The following is a 17,417-nucleotide window of genomic DNA, read 5'->3' as shown; positions in this document are numbered from 1 at the left end:
TGGTTAGGCACCTCCGGTGGGCTTCTCGACGATGTACACGCCGTCCTGGAAGACGCGCGTGTCCTTGTCGGTCACCTTCGTCAGCTGTTCGATGTCGGCGGCGGTCTGCCCGACGGCCTCCTTGTCGGAGCCCGTGAGCCGTACCGTCTCGCCGTCGATCTGTACGTCAGTGTCTCCGCGGATCGGGGTGCGCCGCGCGGCGCTCTCTCCGAGGAAGTTCTCGATGACGACCTCGTCGCCCTCCACGTTCACCTGCATCGGGAAGTGGGCGTAGTACACTTCCATCGTGTACTCCCACCCGTCGGTGACGCCGTGGACCATGTTGGCGACGTGGCTCTCGAAGGTGCCGACCGTGGCGTTGGTCTTCGCGTCCTCGTTCTCGGCGGTGATGACCACCGCGCCCTCCTCGACCGCGACGTCGACGTCGGGGTACCAGAGGCGTCGCGTGACGCTTCCGTTGGGCCCCTCGACGGTGAGTTCGAGGTGATCGGTCTCGGCGGAGACGTCGTCCGGAATCTCGATTTCGACTCTGTTCATTGTTAGTAGACGTATGCGATCACTTGGCCACCGATGCCCTCCTCGCGGGCCTCGTAGTGGCTCATGACGCCGTGGCTCGTCGTGACGATGAGCGTCCCGTAGTCACGGGCGGGGAGGTATCGCTTCTCCCACTTCTCGAACTCGTCTGCGCCCGCCGAGTAGCGGGGCTTGACGGCGCCACACTCGTTGATCGCGCCTTTCAGTTCGACCTCGAACTTCCCGGCTTTTCCGTCGTCGACGTACTCGAAGCCGTCGACGTACCCGCGGTCGTAGAGGACCTCGAGGACGGAGCCGATGATGTTCGAAGCGGGCTCTACCGTGTACGACAGGTGGCCAACGCTCTCGGCGTTGTCCATGCCGGCGAGCGCGTTGGTGAATGGATCGTTTCCCGTCATGATCAGCTGTACTTCTCGAATCCCATGTCTCGGGCGACCTCGCGGAAGCACTGCCGGCAGAGGTTGATGTCGTACTTGCCGACGAGCCCCTGCTCGCGGTCGCACCGCCGGCACGTGTGCCGGGAGTCGGTGCGCTTCGCGGCGTGCTCGCCCGTGTCGTTGTTCGCTTCGCTCATTCGGATACCTCGACGTCGAAGTTCGTTTCGAGGAACGCGGCCGCGTCCTCGGCTGTCATCCGGTGGCGGGCGGGGATGGTCCCCGTCGCCTTGTCGCGTTTCGAGACGCGGTAGCCGGGACGGACGATCGTCGTCGTCACGTCGAGGCCGTAGATACCGGTGTTGGGGTCGTACTCCTGGCTCGGGAAGTCGGTGTGGTCCTCGACCCCGAAGCTGAGGTTGCCCGTGTCGTCGAACTGGCTCCGGCCGACGTCGACCAGCTCCAGCGCGGTCTCGAGGAACGCGTGCGCGTCCTCGCCCCGCAGCGTCACCTTCACGCCGATCGGGTCGCCCTTGCGGATCCCGAACTCGGCGATGGTGCGCTTCGAGGTGGTCCGGACCGACTGCTGGCCCGTGATCGCCTCGATGATCTCCTCGGCGTCGGCGAGGGGTTCACCGCCCTGCCCGACGCCCATGTGGACGACGACCTTCTCGAGAGACGGCTCGCGCATCTCGTGGTCGGCGCTCTCGGCTTCACTCATCCGAATCACCCGCCTCGTCGGCGTCGTCGGTGAAGTTCTCGTCGATGACGACGACGTACTCCTCGACCGTCTCGTAGCCGTCGTCGTCGCTGGCGACGGTGACGGTGTTGTCGCCGGAGCCGAGCGTCACGTCGATGTCGTCGACCTCGCCGATCTGGCCGGCGTGCTGGCCGGCGACGGCGGTGACGAGGGCGCCCTCCTCGTACTCGAAGTGGGCGACGATCTCCTTCGTCTCGTTGTCGACGACGATCGAGTCGTTCGTCTCGTAGTCCGCGTCGTCGTCGACGCGGACGTTCGTCCCGTCGTGGAGCGTCAGCTGGACGGCCCCGCCGGGGACGACGGTCTTGTTCGTGATCTTCCCGAGCCGGCTGCCCGCGGCCTCCTCGTCGACGGGCGTCAGCGCGAGCCGACCGCCCTCGTCGGGGAAGACGCGGAAGTACTCCCCGCGCTCGGGGAACGCCAGGATGTCGAACATCCCGATCGGACGCTGCTCGTCCGAAACCGCGTCCCCGTTGACGAGGATCGAGTCGTTGTTCAGCGCGTAGCGCGCCTCCTTCGTCGAGTCGACGTAGCCGAGCACGTCCCGCAGCAGGACGACGAGCGGAACGCCCGCCTCGCCGTGCGGGCCCGCGCCCGCCTTCACGGTGAACGTGTTCGTCTTGCGCTCGACCGGCCAGGAGTTCGGTACTGACAGTCGCTTCTGGTGTCGCGTCATTCGTTATCCTCCTGGAGCCGCGCCTCGCGGCGCTCGTCTTCGAGGTCCAGATCGGTCACCCGGACGTTGCTCGCCGGGATGGGGCGGGGAACTTCCTCCCCGTCCGCCTTCTCGACGGTGACGTCCTCGACCGTGATCCGCTCGGCGGACAGGTCGACGGAGACGACTTCGGCCTCCGTCCCGGCCGCGTCGCCGCGAAGCACCTCGACGGTGTCGCCGGCGTTGACGCGGACGTTCCGCTGTCCGTACTCCTCGCGGAGATCCTCGGTGAGGGTGGCCCGGACCTGATTCTGCCGCTCGTGGAGCGGCGCGGTCTCCGACCGTTTTCGCTGTTTGCGTGGCTGTTTCGTCATAGTTAGACGATCATCGTCGCGGTCGAGGCGATGCTCCCGAATCGTTCGGCGACCTCGCGGGCGACGGGGCCTTTGATCTCCGTGCCCCGCGGCTCCTCGAGGTCGTCGATGATGACGGCCGCGTTGTCCTCGAACTTCACGCGCGTGCCGTCCGGGCGGCGGATCGGCTTGCGCTGGCGGACGACGACCGCCTCCAGCACCTGCCGCCGCATCTCCGGGGTCCCCTTGGTGACCGAGACGGTCACCTTGTCGCCGATTCCTGCCTTCGGGTGGCGGTTCTTCGTGCCGGAGTAGCCCGACACGGAGATCACCTTCAGCTCACGGGCGCCGGTGTTGTCGGCGCACGTGATGAGCGAGCCCTTCGAGAGCCCCTGCGTGACGTCGGCCTTGAGCGCCTCCATCACTGATCACCCAGGATCTCGACGACGACGTGGGACTTCGTCTTCGAGAGCGGTCGCGTCTCCGCGATTGTCACTTCGTCACCAACTTCGAGCGAGTCGAGCACGCCCGGCACGTGGGCCGGGATGCGCGAGCGACGCTTCATGTACCGGTCGTATTTCGGTACGAACACGTCGTACTCTCGCTCGACGATGACGGTCTTTTCCATATCCGTCGACACGACCGTTCCCTCGCGGGTCTGGCCGCGGACGGAGAGCTGCCCGTAGAACGGGCACTTCTCGTAGTCGTAATCCTCCGGGTTGTCTGGCTCCGGAGGCGTGGGTACGTCGATTCCTATCGCCATTGTGTGGCACCTCGTTCGGTGCGTTCGGCGGGCCGATATCGCAACCGATCGCCATCCACCGTCGCGTAGACCGCGTCTTTGCACTCGCCTCGTCGGCTCGCCGGACCCGCGCCGTCACCGGTGACGACGCTTGTGGACCCGGACGGGCCAGACTGACGGGGGCGGACCCCCGTAGTATCCGACCCGAGTTGGGACGCGGACCCCGGCGACTGCGCGTCGCCGGCGGCTTCATCTGTGCGAGCGGTCGGCGTCTCGACGACGCCGAACTCGAACGTCGCGCCCGATTTGGGCACGCGCTTGTCCCCCGACCCCGTCCGGACCACGAGGGTACCGAACGTCTCGTCGAGCACGCGACCGGCGATACCCACGTGGGCGTCGCTGTCGGCGTCGACCACCCGAACCGGGAGGCCGACGAGCTCGTGTCGAACGAGCGTGTCGGGGGAGATCATCTCACTGTTCCTCGTCGAAGTCGCCTTCTTCCGCCTGGATCGTCTTGATCCGCGCGATGGTCTTTTTCAGCTCGTTGACGCGGCCCGGGCTCTCCGGCATGCCGCCGGCCGCCCGCTGCGCCTTCGAGTTGAGCAGCTCGGTCTCGAGCTCCTCGAGTTCGACTTCCCGCTCCGCCGCGGTCATGTCGCGGATCTCGTCGGTGTAGAGGATCGCCATTTACTCGTCCTCCTCGTCTTCCTCGTCGGCCGCCTCCATTTCCGCGACGAGGTCGGCCGCCTCGGACTCGATCTCTTCGTCGAGTTCGTCGAGCTCGTCGGCCTCGACGTCCTCGTCGACCGGTTCCTCCGCGGCCACGTCGGTCGCCTCGGTGGCCGTCTCCTGCGTCTCCTCGACGACTTCCTCGACGACCTCCTCGTCGATGACCTCCGCGGGGTCCTCGTCGGGGACGTCGACGTCCTCGTCGGCGCCCACGTCGGGGACCTCTTCGGGTTCCTCCTCGAGGAGCGACTCGACGCCCTCGTCGGCGTCGGCGTCGACCGCCGCCTGCTCGACCTCCGGGACCTCGGCGTCCTCGCGGACGTCGAAGTCGTCCGGGAGCGTCGCGCCCGGCGGGATGATCTTCACGTTGACGCCGATCGTCCCGAGCTTCATGACGGCGACACCCTGGCCGTGGTCGACGACCTCCTCGGCGGGCTCGCCGTTGTGCTTGATGTAGCCGCGGTTGAACTTCTCGACGCGCGAGCGCGCGCCGGTGACCTTGCCGGATAAGACGATCTCGGCGCCGAGGGCGCCCGCGTCCATGATCCGGTCGATCGTCGTGTGGCCGGCCTTCCGGAAGTACCAGCCGCGCTCTAAGGCGTTCGCGAGACGGTCCGCGACGATCTGGGCGTTCAGGTCGGGCTCGTCGACCTCCTGAACGTCGATCTGCGGGTCGTCCATGTCGAAGCGGTCCTCGAGCTCGGTGGTGATCTTGCGGATGTTCTTCCCGCCTTTCCCGATCACCATGCCGGGCTTTTCGGCCTTCAAGACGATCTGCGTGCCCATCGGCGTCTGGGCGACGTCCATCCCGCCGTAGCCGGCGCGGCCGAGCTCGTCCGCGAAGAACTCGTTGATCTGGGAACGGCGCAGGCCGTCCTCGATGAATTGGTGTTCGTCAGCCATTAGTTGTCAGCCTCCGGCTCCTCGATGATCAGTTCGACGTCCGCGAGAGTGGTGTTCCACTCCGTCGCGCCCGCGGCGCGGGGGTTCCGGCCGGGTCGCTCGCCGACCTTGTGAGGGGCGACGTGTTTGATGATCATCGCCTCGCCGTCGAACCCCTGCTCGTCGGCGTTGTTCTTGACGTTCTCCAAGAGCTTGAGGAAGTCCTTGGCGGCCTTCTCGGGGTACCGTCCCGCGTCCCAGCCGTCGATGTCGGAGCGGTGGCCCGCGCCGGCGTTGTGCTGGCGCATGGGGACCGAGGTCTCCTCGTCGATGACCTCCCGGAGGAACTGCTCCGCGTCGGCGACCGTCTCGCCTTTGATCTCTCGGGAGATCTCCTTGCTGTCCTTCACGCTGATGGGCCGGTCGCGGAGCATCCCCTTGGCGGTGGTCTCCGGGTCGGCCTCGACGCTGTAGTTGATTCCCATGGGTTACTTGAGGGGCACGAACTTCGAGGACCGGGTCGCGCCGATGCCGGCCTGACCGTGTTCGACGGTGCTTCGCGTGAGGTGGAACTCACCGAGGTAGTGCCCGATCATCTCGGGCTCGACCTGAACGCGCTCGAAGCTGTGTCCGTTGTACACGGCGAAGGTGACGCCGACGAACTCCGGCAGGACCGGCATGTCGCGTAAGTGCGTCCGGATCGGGTCGTCCGCCGTCGTCTCCTTGTCGCGGCTTCGGACCGTCTCCAGCAGCTTCTGCTGTTCGGTGCTGAGTCCGCGAACGATGCTTCGCCGCTGGCGTGCGGGGAGCAGTTCCGCGACCTCGTCTACGTCCATCTCCTGCAGCTCGTCGAGCGAGTGACCGCGGTAGGCGAACTCCTTGCCCTCGCGGCCGGTGCGGTAATCTGAACTCATTTGTTGCCACCTCGTCCGGTGCGCTTGGATGCGATGTCACCGACCTTGCGTCCCGGCGGGGCGTCCCGCGAGACGGACTTCGGCTGGCCGGGGTGTTGGCGACCACCGCCACCGAAGGGGTGGTCGACGGCGTTCATCGCGACGCCGCGCACGCGCGGGTATTTGGTGCCGCGCGCTTTCATCTTGTGGTGCTTGTTGCCGGCCTTGACGAAGGGCTTCTCCGTCCGGCCGCCGCCCGCGACCACGCCGATCGTGGCGCGGCACTGGGGGTCGAGTCGCTTCACTTCGCCGCTGGGGAGCTGGACGACCGCGACGTCGCGGTCGTGGGTGAGAAGCGTCGCCGACACGCCGGAGGCGCGCGCGAACTTCCCGCCGTCCCCGCGGTTGCTCTCGACGTTACACACCGGGACGCCCTCGGGGATCTCCGCCAGCGGGAGCGTGTTGCCCGGCTTGATCTCCGCCGAGACGCCGACCTGGATCGTCTCGCCCACGCGCACGCCTTCCGGCGCGAGCACGAGCCGACGGTCGTCGTCCTCGAACTCGACCTCCGCGAGGGGGGCCGAGCGGGCCGGGTCGTGTTCGATCCCGACGATTTCGCCGGTGATCGTGTCCACGTCTTCGAGCTTCTTGTGCGACAGTTCCGCCTTGTAACGGTGGGAGGGGGCCCGGAACGTCGGGCCGCCGCGTCCGCGCCGTTGTCCTTGAATTCGTCGTCCCATCTCAGAACACCCCGATGCGCGAGGCGATTTCGGTCGCGTCGTCGTCCGCGGACAGGGTGACGACCGCCTTCTTCTCGCCTTGCGGCGTCACCTGCGTGTTCACGTTGACGACGCCCACGTCGTAGCGCTCGGCGACTTCGGAGCGGATCTCCGGTTTGGTCGCGTCCACGTCGACGAGGAACAGCAGCTTGTTGTTGAAGTCCATCTCGTTCATCGCCTGCTCGGTGACGATCGGATGCTCGATGATCGAGTTCATCGGTCGGCCACCTCCGAGACGGCGCTTTCGGTCCACAGCGTGAGTCGGCCCGGGTGCGCGCCGGGCGCGAGGTCCTCCGCGTTGACCTCGCGAGCGGTCGCGACGTCGACGCCCGCGAGGTTGCGGGCGGCGCGGGACGGCTCCTCGCTGGTGACGACGAGAACGGACTTCGGCTGGCGGTACTTGCGACCGCGGGCCTTGCCCTGTCCGGCGCGGACGGAGCGGCCCTCCTCGGAGCGCTCGATGTCGGCGTCGACGCCGACCGCTTCGAGCACGCCCAGGGCCTCCTGGGTCTTCTCTAAGTCCTCGAACTCGTCGCTCACGACGAGCGGGAGGTCGAGGTCCTCGTCGAACGCGTGACCGCGCTCGGCGACGAGCTCGGCGTCCGCGGTGGCCGCGATGGCCGACCGGATCGCGAGCTGTCGCTCCTTGTCGTTGAGGCTCTTCGTCTGGTCCTTCTCGGCCTTCGGCGGGTGCGCGGCGCGCCCCGACACGGCGTGCGGGACGCGACGGGCGACGTTCTCGGAACGTGGCACGTGCGCGAGCCCGCGGCCGGAGCCGAACGACTCGGCGGGCGTCCGCAGCCCGGCGAACTCGTCGGCCCCGTAGGCCTGCTTCCGGTTTGCCTGGGCGGCGCCGACCGCGCGACCGATGAGGTCCGGTCGGAACGCGGTCTCGAAGACGGCCGGCAGATCGATGCTGCCCGCCTCGTCGCCGTCCAGGTCGTGTACTGTTGCGTTCATTGGTTATCCCTGGTTGGATTCGGTAGAAACGTACCGGACCTCGGGGTCGAGGCGCGGCTGGTCGTTCGGTCGGATGGCCGGGCGGAACCGCAGCAGACGCTGGTCCGGACCGGGCAGCGAGCCCTTGATGAGCGCGTACTCGCCGTCGACCTCGCCGTAGTTGACGAAGCCGCCGTCGACGGAGGCGTCGTCGCCCTCGCCGAAGTCGATGAGGCGCTTGTTGAGCTCGGTGCGCTGGTGGTAGCCGGTCTGGCCCTGCTGGGGCACGGTAGAGCGGACGCGGGAGGGGTTCCACGGACCGAGGTTGCCGATCCGGCGCCGCCATCCCTGGCGGGCGTGTTTGCCCTTCCGCTTCTGGACGCCCCAGCGCTTGACGGGACCCTGTGTCCCCTTCCCCTTCGTGATGCCGGAGACGTCGGTGTACTGGCCCGCGCGGAAGACGTCGCCGAACTCGTGGGCGCCGCCCTCGGCGACGAGGTCTAACGCGAAGTCGGCGCGCTCCTCTAAGGAGCCGCCGCCGACGCGCGTCTCCATGACGTCGGGCTTCTTTTTGGGGACGTTCGAGAGGTCCGAGGGGGCCGTGTGCGTGATGACGCGCACGTCGTCGACGACGTCGTCGTCGAGCAGCGCGCGCAGCTCGTCGGCGTCTTCCTCGAATGTTTCCTCGGCCGGGAGGTCGAGCGCGCGGTCGAGCTCCTCGTGGAACTCGGTCGCCCAGACCTCTTCGACCGGCTTCTGTCCGTACGGCGTGTTCTCGTAGGCACGCACGGCGACGGCGTACATCTGCGGCGTCTCGACGACGGTGACGGGGACGGCCTCTTCCATCCCTTCACGCGGCGAGTTCGCCTCGTCGTTGACCATCATGACGTGGGTCATCCCGGCCTTGTAGCCGGCGAATCCCTGCAGCGCAGGGGCCCCGTCGTCTTCTGGCCACGAACGGATGCGCGGCACCTCGCTGTCTGCGCGGGTGCGCGGGCCGTAGCCCAGCGAGCCTTTTCGTGGTCGGCTTGGTTGTGGCATGTGTTTACTCCGTGAGTGTGAGCGAGCCGAGGGTCGCGAACAGAGCCTCCTCCGTCCGGACGACCTCGCTCGCCTGTGCCGGGATCGTGTTCAGCCAGAGGTCGAACCCCGGATCGGGTTCGACCGAGCGGCCGTCGGCGACGGCCGCCCGAATGCGGTCGGGCGAAAGCCCGAGCATCTCCGGAAGCCCCCGCTCGGGCGCCCCGAAGGCGACGGTGTAACCGCCGGCCTCGCGGGCGTCCGAGACGAGGTCGCCGAGCCGCGAGACGGAGAGCGATTCTCCGTGTCGCGACGTCGCGACGGCCACTCCGTCGCCGGCGAGCGCTTCCGACAGGTCCGCGGCCACGACCTGGAACCCCTCCTCGGGCTTCCCGGCGATGCGGGCGCGGACCGGTTCTCTCGAAGAGACCCTGATGGTGACGCGCTCCCCCTGCTCGACCTCCATTCCGGAGGGAACGAGCAGGGAGATCGGGTGTTCCCGCAGCGGGGAATTGACCCGGACGCGGCCTTCAGGTCCGACCTCGGTCACGAGTCCCTGTGTTTTCGACTCTCCCCCGCTAGGGGTCGAGCCGGTCCGCCACGGCACGCGGAGCGGGGGGAGTACGCCGACGTACCGGAGTTCGTCGCGCTGCCCCCAGAGGTCCTTCCGGAGCTCCGGCGGCGTTGCGGCGTACCCCAGCACGGTGCGGACGTACTCCCCGCCCCGTCGGCCGTCGCCGTCCCGGTCTGGGAAGACGACGAGCCGATCCGCCCGGAATACCGCCGCCGCACGGGCGACGTAGCCGAGTTTGCGAGTCGCCTCGCGGTCGTCCTCGGCCTCCCGGACGAGCGAAGACGGAACACAGATCGTGAGCCCGTCTTCGGTACGCATCGTGGCGAGACTGTATCCCTCGATTCCGGACGCCACCGTAAAAGGATAGCGGTCCCGATTTCGGGCTGTGCCGCGTTCACACGGGGTTTGCCGCGGGATCTGCCCGCTCGATCGTGGCAACCGTCACCGCGGGTAGCGGTGGCGGGTCGACCCCATGACCGGCGGCGACACGGGCCGGCCGACCGACGGTCTCACTCGGGGACCAACCGCACGACCGGCGCGTCGGCGTCGTCGACCGCGACGTAGAGGTGGCCGGTGCCGGGCTCGACCGCGAGCGCCCGGACACGCCACCCGCGGTCGGCGAGCAGCGGGTCGCGCTCGGTGACGGCCGCGTCGAGGCCGTCGCCGTCGACCGTGAACCGCCCGAGGTACTCCCCCGCGAGCGTGCCCGCGAAGAGGTCGCCGTCCCACTCCGGGAACGCGTCGCCGTCGTAGAAGACCGCCCCGCTCGGCGGGAACCCCCCGGAGCCGCAGGGCCAGTAGTGGACCGGCGCGACGACGTTGTCGCGCTCGTCGTGGCCGGGCGCGACGGGGTCGTCGGTCCCGTAGCGGCACGCCTCGCTCGCGACCGGCCACCCGTAGTTGCCGCCGCGTTCGATCACGTTGATCTCGTCGCCGTCCTCCTCGCCGTGTTCGCACTGCCAGAGCGCGCCCGTCTCCGGGCGCACCGCCATCGCCTGCGGATTGCGGTGACCGTAGCTGTAGACCGCGTCGGCCGCGTCCGGGTCGTCGACGAAGGGGTTGTCCGGGTGTGCGTCGCCGTCGGGCGTCAGCCGCAGCGTCGCGCCCAGTTCGTTCGACCGGTCCTGCGAGACGTGTTCGGGGCCGAAGTCGGTGTCGCGCCGGTCCCCCACCGTGACGAACAGCGCGCCGTCAGAGCCGAACGTCGCCCGCGACCCGAAGTGGTTCGCGGAGTCGCGGAACGGCTCGGCAACGCGGATCGGCTCGAATTCTCGCAGGGTCGGCGCGTCGCCGTCGTCGAGCGAGAGCCGTCCGGCGCCGACGTGCGTCGTCGCCTCGCCCGCGTCGTTCGCCGCCGCGTAGGTGAGGTAAACGCGCGGGTCGTCCGGGTAGTCGGGGTGAACCGCGACGTCGAGCAGGCCGCCCTGCCCCTCGGCGAACACCTCGGGCGCGCCCGCGACTTCCTCGACCGCCCCGTCCCCGGGGTCGACGAGCGAGAGTCCCCCCGGGCGCTCGGTCACGAGCAGGCGGCCGTCGTCGGGCAGGAACGCGAGCCCCCACGGATTCGCAAACCCCTTGGCGACGGTCTCGACGGCGTACGCGACGTCGGCGCCGTCGTCCGGTGGGGCGTCGTCGTCGGAGCCGTTGGATCCGTCGTCGCCGCCTGGGACGTCATCATTGCTACCGCCGAGGCAGCCCGAGAGCGCGGAAAGGGAGGTGATCCCGGCGAGGCCGCCAGTCGCGCGGAGGGCGGTGCGCCTGTCGATGCGGTCGGGGAGATCGGTCATCGGTCACAAGTGTGGACGCGGCACCGATGACCCTTCCGCCGACCGTCGTTCGGAACCCTTATATCTCCGACTCGGGCTACGATCAAATGCGAAGCACGCACCGGTAGTGTAGTGGTATCACGCAACCTTGCCATGGTTGCAACCCGAGTTCAAATCTCGGCCGGTGCATTTTGCGAACGAAGTGAGCAAAATTACCGAGAGAGATTTGAACTCAGAAAGACGCAGCCCGCGCAGCGAACAGAGTGAGCGAGCAGGACCGTCTTTCCCTAGTTCAAATCTCGGCCGGTGCATTTTCTAACTGACTTCGACAGTTAGCGTTCGCTTCACTTCGTTCAGCGAACTCTCGAACGTAGTGAGAGAAATCGCCGAGAGAGATTTAAACGCAATCAGTTATTTATAAGCCGACGACGGATCGGCGGCGAACACCTCCAAAACCCCGGTACTTTGCTTATAAATGGCTACCAGCAGATCGGCGGCGAACACCTCCAAAGCCCCAGCCGCGAGGACTCGCGCGGCTCGCTGCGCTCCTCGGTCGCTCACTTTGTTCGCTCCCTGCGGTGCTTGCGTCGCCGTGCTTCGCCCTCGCGGCTGCCCCTTTGAGTCCCACCCAGCACAGCGACCGCACCTCACGCCTCCCCAGCCTCGTCGGTCGCCGTCGCTTCGCTCGGCGACCGACTCCAGCGAGGGACCGAAGGTCCCTCTGGCAGCCGGCGCGTAGCGCCGGCGACCTCGCGCGTGCGACTCGCGCCCTATCGGGCGCTCGTCGGCACGCGCCACCGCCTGTTATTTATAAGCGGTTGGCCAGCGGCGCCGGCAGTTTAAATACCGACTCGGTCGCCGAGGACCGCGATGGGGGAGGGTTCCCCGACCGGTAGTTTCAATCGGCGATCCGGCGAACCCCTCCGGTGTGACCGTACCAACGAAGACGCTCCCGAGCGGCGCCGAGCTGCCGGGGCTCGGACTGGGCACGTACGACCTCAGCAACGGCGAGACGGCCGACAGCGTGCGCGCGGCCCTCGACGCCGGCTACGCGCACATCGACACAGCCGAGGGGTATCACAACGAAGAGGCCGTTGGAGACGCCCTCGCGGCGAGCGACGTCGACCGCGACGACGCCTTCCTCACCTCGAAGGTGCTCGCGAAGAACCTCAACTACGAGTCGGTGATCGAATCGTGCGAGGCGTCGCTCGACCGCCTCGGGACCGACTACCTCGATTTATACCTCATCCACTGGCCCAACCCGGCCATCTCGCTGCGGGAGACGCTCCGGGCGATGGCGGAGCTGCGCGATCGTGGGCTCGTCCGCGACGTCGGCGTCTCGAACTTCAGCGCGTACCAGCTGAGCTGCGCGCACCACATTTCGGACGTTCCCATCGCGGTCAACCAGATCGAGTTCCACCCGTGGTTCCAGCGCCCCGACCTCGTCGACTACTGCCGCGAGACCGACACCGTGATCGAGGCCGCGGCCCCGCTCGCGCGGACCGACGTGTTCGGCGACGAAGTCGTCGCCGAGCTGGCGGAGACGTACGACAAGCATCCGGCGCAGGTCGTCGTCCGGTGGGCGATCGATAACGGCGTCGTCCCGCTCCCGCGCTCGTCGACCCCGGAGCACGTCCGGGCCAACGCCGAGACGGACTGGGAGCTCGACGCGACCGACCGGCGGCGCCTCGACGAGCGCGACCGCGACGAGCCGGTGTACGACACGCCCGCCCGCGACTGGACGAGCGACGTGTACGGGATCGAGCAGTAGCGGTCTCTCGGTCTCACAGCCGCGAGCGCACCGCGAGCGCGCCTCAGTCGCCGAGATCGACCGGCCGCCCGGTCTCGGCCGACTCGTAGATCCCGTCGAGCGCGCGCATGTCCGTGAGCGCGTGTTCGCCGTCCGGGTGGAACGGCTCGCCCGCCAAGAGCTGGTGGCCGAAGTACGCGAACTCCGCTTCGATCTGGTGGACCTGGTCGAAGTCGACGTCGACGCGCGTCCCGTCGCGGACGACCGCGAAGCCGCGGTCCTCGCGCTCGTAGAACGCCGGGTCTAAGATTAGCCGGGCGTCCGTCCCGGTGACCTCTAGCCGGCTCGCGTGCTGGGCGTTCTGGCTCACCGTACACAGCGCGTCGACGTCGCCGGGGAACTCAAGCCGGAACGTGGCGTGCTCGTCGACGTCGGCAAACGCCTCGTGTTCCGACCGGGTCCGCCCGGAGACGCGGACGGGGTCCTCGCCGAGGACGAAGCGGGTCGTGTTGAGCGGGTAGACGCCCAGATCCATGAGCGCGCCGCCGCCGGAGAGGTCGGGGTCGAGCCGCCACTGGTCCGCGTCGCCGCCGAGCTCGCCGAGCATCGTCTGCGACATCGTCGCGTGGACCCCGATCACCTCGCCGGCGACGCCCGCGTCGAGGAGGTCGCGGAGCCGCCGCACGGCGGGGTCGGTCTGCATCCGGTAGCCGACCATCAGGGGCGCGTCCGCGTCGCGGCACGCGCTCACGAGCCGGCGGGCGCGGTCGAGGGTCGCCTCCAGCGGCTTCTCACAGAGGACGGCCTTCCCCTGCCCGGCGGCGGCCTCGACGTACTCCAGGTGGGTCGCGTTCGGCGTCGCGATGTAGACCGCGTCGTACTCCTCGGCGACGGCGCCCGACCGGAACGCCTCGGGCGCGACCCCCGTCAGGCCGTGCTCGGCCGCGACCGTCTCGACCGCGTCCGCGTCGACGTCGGTGACGACGGTCGCCTCGGTGTACGCCGACCGCTCGATGCCGGGCAGCGCCCACTCGCGGGCGAACCAGCCGAGGCCGACGACCGCGACCCGGACGGGATCGGTGACGGCGTCCGGATCGAGCGTCTCCCAGTCCCGTCGCGCGAACTCGTCGAGGTACTCCGCGAAGGCGGCTTCCATACCGGGAAGTCGACGCGCGGGCGCCAAATAACCCCCCGCGACGCCCCCTCGCTCACCACTCCCCGTCGTAGTCCACTCGCGGGCGGTCGACGTCGACGCCGAGCGCCCGCAGTGTCTCAGTCGCGCGCTCGACGGGCGCTGGATCGGCGCGGTCGAGCGGGTCGTCGGTCGCCGCGGCGAACCGGACCGTCCAGTCGCCGTCGATCACGAGCGTCGCGCGCCGCGGGATGTCGGAGTGGCCCTCCCACGACTCGGCGAGCAGGTCGTACGACTCGGCGACGCCGCCGTGGAAGTCGGCGACGACCGGGAACGGGAGGTCGAACCGGTCGGCGTACGCGAACCCGGCGTACAGCGAGTCGCCGGTGAGCGCGACGACGGCGAGGTCGTCGCGGTCGTCCCAGCCGGCGTCGCGGACCGCGGCGAACTCGGCCGTACACGCGGGCACGAACGTCGCCGGCGCGAAACAGCAGACGACGGCCTCGTGGCCGTCCACGAGCCGGAACAGCTCCAGCTCCGCGGCCGCCCCGCCGGCGACCGCAGGGGCGATGAAGTCCGGCGCCGTGACTCCGGTATCTATCACGATCGGAACAGGTGGACGCGGCTATTAAATACTCACTCCCAGCGGCCCGGTTCCCGCCGGAGGGGCGGAGCTGTCAATTAAACCGGTTAAATCCCGTTATGACTCCTGAGAGCATCTCTCACGGTGTAAGAGATATACGTGTGGCCGACCGAGGAGAGGCGTGTTCAGCGCCCACGCCGCGACCGCGCTCGCCCTCGTGGAGAGCTACGGGGCCGTCGCGGTGTTCGCCGTGTTCGCGCTCGAGGGCGCGCTCGTCGGGAAGGTGCTCCCGGCGCGGACGCTGTTCGTCGCCGCGGTCGTCGCCGTCGGCGTCGAGGCGCTCGCGGTCCTGCCGGTGTTCGCCGCGGCGGTGGTCGGCGCGACCCTCGGCCAGTCCGTCGTCTTCGCGGCCGTCCGCCGGTTCGACGTGGACCCGGCGTCGCTCCCTCTCGTTCCGGTCGGCGAGTCTCGGCTCGCCGGCGCGGGCCGCTGGTTCGACCGGTGGGGGCTCCCCGCGGTGGCGGCCTCGAACGCGGTCCCGGGGACGCGCGGCTGGCTCGCCGTCCCGACCGCGAACGCCTCGTCCGTCTCCGCCCCGCGGTTCGCCGCCGCGTCGCTGGTCGGGTCGGCCGCGTACGTCGGCGCGCTGCTGGCGGTCGGCGTCGCGGTGGCGCTCGGGGTCGGGAGCGCGGCCGACCTCCTCGGCGCCGGTTGGGTCGCGGCTATTTAAGAGCAGACCGCCGGCGCGCCCGCGCTTCGCACGCGTCGGTCAGCAGTTTTCGAGGCGGAGCCTCCGGCCTCAAGGAGCGAGGGGTTCCGACGCTCAGTCGGAAGCGCGACGCGAGTAGGCCGGAGAGGAAGCCGACACGAACTTTCGCAACCACTATCTTACACCATATCTTACTGCCAGCTAGTGCTGTGCGTCCACAAGTGGCGCGCAGTACGGGCCGCAGTAGCCCGGCCCTGAATGGTGGGTTTGTCGACCCCGAGGGGCGTCCGGTAGGCGGGGCGCACAAGACGCCCCGTCGCGCCAACCGAGGGCGAAAACCACATCAAAACCCCACCCTCAACGAGCGAGGCCGCAAGGCCGAGCGAAGTAGGGTGGGGTCGGTTACAGAACGGTCCCGTGTTTCTTGTCGGGGAGATCCTTCTGAACGTCCGCGTAGAAGTCGAACCGCGCGGCCAGTTCCGCGCGGAGGTCGGAGGGGGGAACGATCTCGTCGATGACGACCTCGCTCGCCATCCGGTGGACGTCAATCCCCTCGCGGTACTCCTCGCGCAAGCGCTCCTCTTCGGCCGCGCGCTCCTCCGGGTCGTCGATCGCGGCGAGCTTCCGGGCGTAGACGGCGTTGATCGCGGCCTCGGGGCCCATGATCCCGATCTCGCCGGAAGGGAGCCCGATCACGCTCTCGGGGTCGTATGCCGGGCCGCCCATCGCGTAGATCCCCGCGCCGTACGCCTTCCGGACGACGACGGTCTGCTTCGGCACCGTCGCCGAGGAGGTGGCGTAGATCATCTTCTTCCCCTTCTCTAAGATGGCGTCCTTCTCGACCTGCGAGCCGGCCATGAAGCCGGGCGTGTCACAGAGGTACAACAGGGGGATCTCGTAGGCGTCGCAGGTCCAGATGAACTCCGCGGCCTTCTCCGCCGCGTCCGGGAAGATGGCCCCCGACCGCTCCGTCGGCTGGTTGGCGACTACGCCGACGGGACGGCCGTCGATCCGGCAGAACGCCGTGACGATCTCCGGGCCGTACCCCTCTTTCAGCTCGAAGGCCGACTCGGCGTCGGCGATCCGTTCGATCAGGTCGTGGGCGTCGTACGGGCGGTTCGGCGACTCGGGGATCAGCTCGTCGATCCCCTCCGGCGAGTACTTGGGCGGCTTCGTCTCGCGTCGTGGGGGCTTCTCGCCCGCCCGGTCCGGGAGGTAGCCGATCAGGTCCGCGACCAGTTCGCGGGCGTGCTCCTCGTCGCGCGCGATTAGGTCCGCGGAGCCGGACTCTTCGGCGTGGACGCGAGGGCCGCCGAGGTCCGCTAAGTCGATCTCCTCGCCGGTGACCATCTCCACCATCCGGGGGGAGGCTATCGCCATCGCGGACATCTCCTCGACCATCACGGTGAAGTCGGCGAAGACGGGCGTGTAGGCGGCGCCGGCGATACACGGGCCGTAGAGGACGCAGATCTGCGGGACCGCGCCGGAGAGCATCGAATGGTTGTAGTAGTACTTCCCGATCCCCTCGCGGTTGGCGAAGAAGCCGGTCTGCTGGTCGATCCGGCCGCCGGAGGAGTCCATCAGGTAGAGGACGGGGTTCCCCGTCTTCAGCGCGCGCTGTTGCATCCGGAGGAACTTCTCGACGCCCTTCGACGCCATCGACCCCGCCTTCACCGTGAAGTCGTTTGCCATGAAGTGGACGTCGCGCCCCTCGAACTCCGCGGCGCCCGTCAGCAGGCCGTCGCCCGGGAGGCGGTCGCCGCCCGCCTCGTTCTCCTCCCCGTCCTCGCCGGCTGGCGCGTCGGGGTGCCAGTCGTCGAAGGCGGCGAACTTCCCGTCCTCGAACGTCACGCCCGCGGGGTCGCCGTCGGCGGCGCTCGCGTCGCCGGCGCCGCGGGTACCGCCCTCGCCGCCAAACCAGAGGTCGAGGCGGTCCCGGACGAACAGCTTCCCCTGCTCCGAGAGCCGCTCGCGGTACTTCTCCGGCCCGCCCTCGCGGATGTCGGCTATCTCGGCGCGGAGGTCGCGCTCGCGGTCGGTGGGTCCGAGGTCGTCGTCGAGTGGGTAGCTCGGCTCGGGCGGCTCGGCGCTCGCGACCGGCGTCTCCTCGCCCTGGATGTGGACGTCGACGTCGACGCCGAGGTGTTCCGCGAGCGATTTCGCGATCGCTTCGGCCTCCTCGGGGGTCGCCGCCGCGCCGACGTGGACTCTCATGGACGCAAGATTTGCGGAGAGTCCTAAAC

The 17,417-nt window shown here is 68.8% G+C and carries 24 protein-coding genes and 1 tRNA gene; 3 read left to right on the top strand and 22 right to left on the bottom strand.

The window, feature by feature from the left end:
• Positions 1-3: 3 nt before the first annotated feature.
• The 19 genes from F3H13_RS03030 to F3H13_RS02940 form a co-directional block, all read right to left on the bottom strand.
• On the bottom strand, positions 4-537 hold the full coding sequence (locus F3H13_RS03030) for a 50S ribosomal protein L6 (protein ID WP_149797589.1): 534 nt from the start codon (positions 535-537) through the stop codon (positions 4-6).
• Positions 538-539: 2 nt separating this feature from the next.
• Positions 540-932 carry a 30S ribosomal protein S8 gene (locus tag F3H13_RS03025; RefSeq protein ID WP_004047215.1) on the bottom strand — a complete coding sequence of 131 codons (393 nt, stop codon included), beginning with the start codon at positions 930-932 and terminating at the stop codon, positions 540-542.
• A 2-nt stretch (positions 933-934) separates the two neighbouring features.
• A complete protein-coding gene (locus F3H13_RS03020; RefSeq protein WP_004597423.1) occupies positions 935-1,108 on the bottom strand; it encodes a 30S ribosomal protein S14 in 174 nt (57 codons plus the stop codon).
• Entirely contained in the window at positions 1,105-1,629 is a 525-nt protein-coding gene (locus F3H13_RS03015; protein WP_149797588.1) for a 50S ribosomal protein L5, read from the bottom strand. Before F3H13_RS03015 ends, F3H13_RS03020 begins: the two co-directional genes overlap by 4 nt.
• Positions 1,622-2,344, bottom strand: a complete 723-nt coding sequence (locus F3H13_RS03010; protein WP_149797587.1) for a 30S ribosomal protein S4e — start codon at positions 2,342-2,344, stop codon at positions 1,622-1,624. The genes F3H13_RS03015 and F3H13_RS03010 overlap by 8 nt, the downstream gene beginning before the upstream one ends.
• Complete coding sequence (rplX, locus tag F3H13_RS03005) at positions 2,341-2,697, bottom strand: 50S ribosomal protein L24 (protein WP_149797586.1); 357 nt, start codon at positions 2,695-2,697, stop codon at positions 2,341-2,343. Before rplX ends, F3H13_RS03010 begins: the two co-directional genes overlap by 4 nt.
• A gap of 2 nt (positions 2,698-2,699) precedes the next feature.
• On the bottom strand, positions 2,700-3,098 hold the full coding sequence (locus F3H13_RS03000; RefSeq protein ID WP_004597429.1) for a 50S ribosomal protein L14: 399 nt from the start codon (positions 3,096-3,098) through the stop codon (positions 2,700-2,702).
• Positions 3,098-3,439 carry a 30S ribosomal protein S17 gene (locus tag F3H13_RS02995; protein ID WP_137687253.1) on the bottom strand — a complete coding sequence of 114 codons (342 nt, stop codon included), beginning with the start codon at positions 3,437-3,439 and terminating at the stop codon, positions 3,098-3,100. The genes F3H13_RS03000 and F3H13_RS02995 overlap by 1 nt, the downstream gene beginning before the upstream one ends.
• Complete coding sequence (locus tag F3H13_RS02990) at positions 3,430-3,888, bottom strand: ribonuclease P protein component 1 (RefSeq protein ID WP_149797585.1); 459 nt, start codon at positions 3,886-3,888, stop codon at positions 3,430-3,432. Before F3H13_RS02990 ends, F3H13_RS02995 begins: the two co-directional genes overlap by 10 nt.
• Position 3,889: 1 nt before the next feature.
• Positions 3,890-4,105 carry a 50S ribosomal protein L29 gene (gene rpmC / locus F3H13_RS02985; RefSeq protein ID WP_149797584.1) on the bottom strand — a complete coding sequence of 72 codons (216 nt, stop codon included), beginning with the start codon at positions 4,103-4,105 and terminating at the stop codon, positions 3,890-3,892.
• Positions 4,106-5,050 (bottom strand): 30S ribosomal protein S3, encoded by a 945-nt coding sequence (locus tag F3H13_RS02980; protein ID WP_149797583.1) that lies wholly within the window; start codon positions 5,048-5,050, stop codon positions 4,106-4,108.
• A complete protein-coding gene (locus tag F3H13_RS02975; RefSeq protein ID WP_149797582.1) occupies positions 5,050-5,514 on the bottom strand; it encodes a 50S ribosomal protein L22 in 465 nt (154 codons plus the stop codon). Before F3H13_RS02975 ends, F3H13_RS02980 begins: the two co-directional genes overlap by 1 nt.
• Before the next feature lie 3 nt (positions 5,515-5,517).
• Positions 5,518-5,943 (bottom strand): 30S ribosomal protein S19, encoded by a 426-nt coding sequence (locus F3H13_RS02970; protein ID WP_149797581.1) that lies wholly within the window; start codon positions 5,941-5,943, stop codon positions 5,518-5,520.
• On the bottom strand, positions 5,940-6,662 hold the full coding sequence (locus F3H13_RS02965; protein ID WP_049897897.1) for a 50S ribosomal protein L2: 723 nt from the start codon (positions 6,660-6,662) through the stop codon (positions 5,940-5,942). Before F3H13_RS02965 ends, F3H13_RS02970 begins: the two co-directional genes overlap by 4 nt.
• A gap of 1 nt (position 6,663) precedes the next feature.
• On the bottom strand, positions 6,664-6,918 hold the full coding sequence (locus F3H13_RS02960) for a 50S ribosomal protein L23 (protein ID WP_121597470.1): 255 nt from the start codon (positions 6,916-6,918) through the stop codon (positions 6,664-6,666).
• Positions 6,915-7,661 (bottom strand): 50S ribosomal protein L4, encoded by a 747-nt coding sequence (rpl4p, locus tag F3H13_RS02955; RefSeq protein WP_149797580.1) that lies wholly within the window; start codon positions 7,659-7,661, stop codon positions 6,915-6,917. The genes F3H13_RS02960 and rpl4p overlap by 4 nt, the downstream gene beginning before the upstream one ends.
• 3 nt (positions 7,662-7,664) lie before the next feature.
• The gene (locus F3H13_RS02950) at positions 7,665-8,681 is read right to left on the bottom strand and encodes a 50S ribosomal protein L3 (RefSeq protein ID WP_149797579.1); all 1,017 of its coding nucleotides are present in this window, start codon (positions 8,679-8,681) and stop codon (positions 7,665-7,667) included.
• Between the two features lie 4 nt (positions 8,682-8,685).
• Positions 8,686-9,552 carry a putative RNA uridine N3 methyltransferase gene (locus F3H13_RS02945; RefSeq protein WP_149797578.1) on the bottom strand — a complete coding sequence of 289 codons (867 nt, stop codon included), beginning with the start codon at positions 9,550-9,552 and terminating at the stop codon, positions 8,686-8,688.
• Positions 9,553-9,743: 191 nt separating this feature from the next.
• Positions 9,744-11,021 (bottom strand): PQQ-dependent sugar dehydrogenase, encoded by a 1,278-nt coding sequence (locus tag F3H13_RS02940; RefSeq protein WP_149797577.1) that lies wholly within the window; start codon positions 11,019-11,021, stop codon positions 9,744-9,746.
• Positions 11,022-11,118: 97 nt separating this feature from the next.
• Between F3H13_RS02940 and F3H13_RS02935 the strand changes: the two genes are divergently transcribed.
• Both F3H13_RS02935 and F3H13_RS02930 read left to right on the top strand, forming a co-directional pair.
• Positions 11,119-11,189, top strand: a tRNA-Gly gene (locus F3H13_RS02935).
• A gap of 739 nt (positions 11,190-11,928) precedes the next feature.
• Positions 11,929-12,771 carry an aldo/keto reductase gene (locus F3H13_RS02930; protein WP_149797576.1) on the top strand — a complete coding sequence of 281 codons (843 nt, stop codon included), beginning with the start codon at positions 11,929-11,931 and terminating at the stop codon, positions 12,769-12,771.
• A 43-nt stretch (positions 12,772-12,814) separates the two neighbouring features.
• On the opposite strand, the gene gfo6 is transcribed toward F3H13_RS02930, so the two are convergent.
• Together gfo6 and F3H13_RS02920 are read right to left on the bottom strand one after the other, a co-directional pair.
• Positions 12,815-13,906, bottom strand: coding sequence for a D-xylose 1-dehydrogenase Gfo6 (gene gfo6 / locus F3H13_RS02925; protein ID WP_149797575.1), 1,092 nt, complete (start codon positions 13,904-13,906; stop codon positions 12,815-12,817).
• A gap of 52 nt (positions 13,907-13,958) precedes the next feature.
• Entirely contained in the window at positions 13,959-14,486 is a 528-nt protein-coding gene (locus F3H13_RS02920; protein ID WP_149797574.1) for a redoxin domain-containing protein, read from the bottom strand.
• A 160-nt stretch (positions 14,487-14,646) separates the two neighbouring features.
• Between F3H13_RS02920 and F3H13_RS02915 the strand changes: the two genes are divergently transcribed.
• Entirely contained in the window at positions 14,647-15,195 is a 549-nt protein-coding gene (locus F3H13_RS02915) for a DedA family protein (RefSeq protein ID WP_149797573.1), read from the top strand.
• Positions 15,196-15,576: 381 nt separating this feature from the next.
• Here the strand turns inward: F3H13_RS02915 and F3H13_RS02910 are convergent, their stop codons facing one another.
• Positions 15,577-17,388 (bottom strand): acyl-CoA carboxylase subunit beta, encoded by a 1,812-nt coding sequence (locus F3H13_RS02910; protein ID WP_149797572.1) that lies wholly within the window; start codon positions 17,386-17,388, stop codon positions 15,577-15,579.
• Positions 17,389-17,417 lie beyond the last annotated feature (29 nt).

This window comes from Halorubrum xinjiangense (assembly GCF_900102375.1).
GTDB lineage: Archaea > Halobacteriota > Halobacteria > Halobacteriales > Haloferacaceae > Halorubrum > Halorubrum xinjiangense.
Note: the sequence above shows the minus strand (reverse complement) of the source record. Positions and strands in the feature narration are given on the sequence as shown.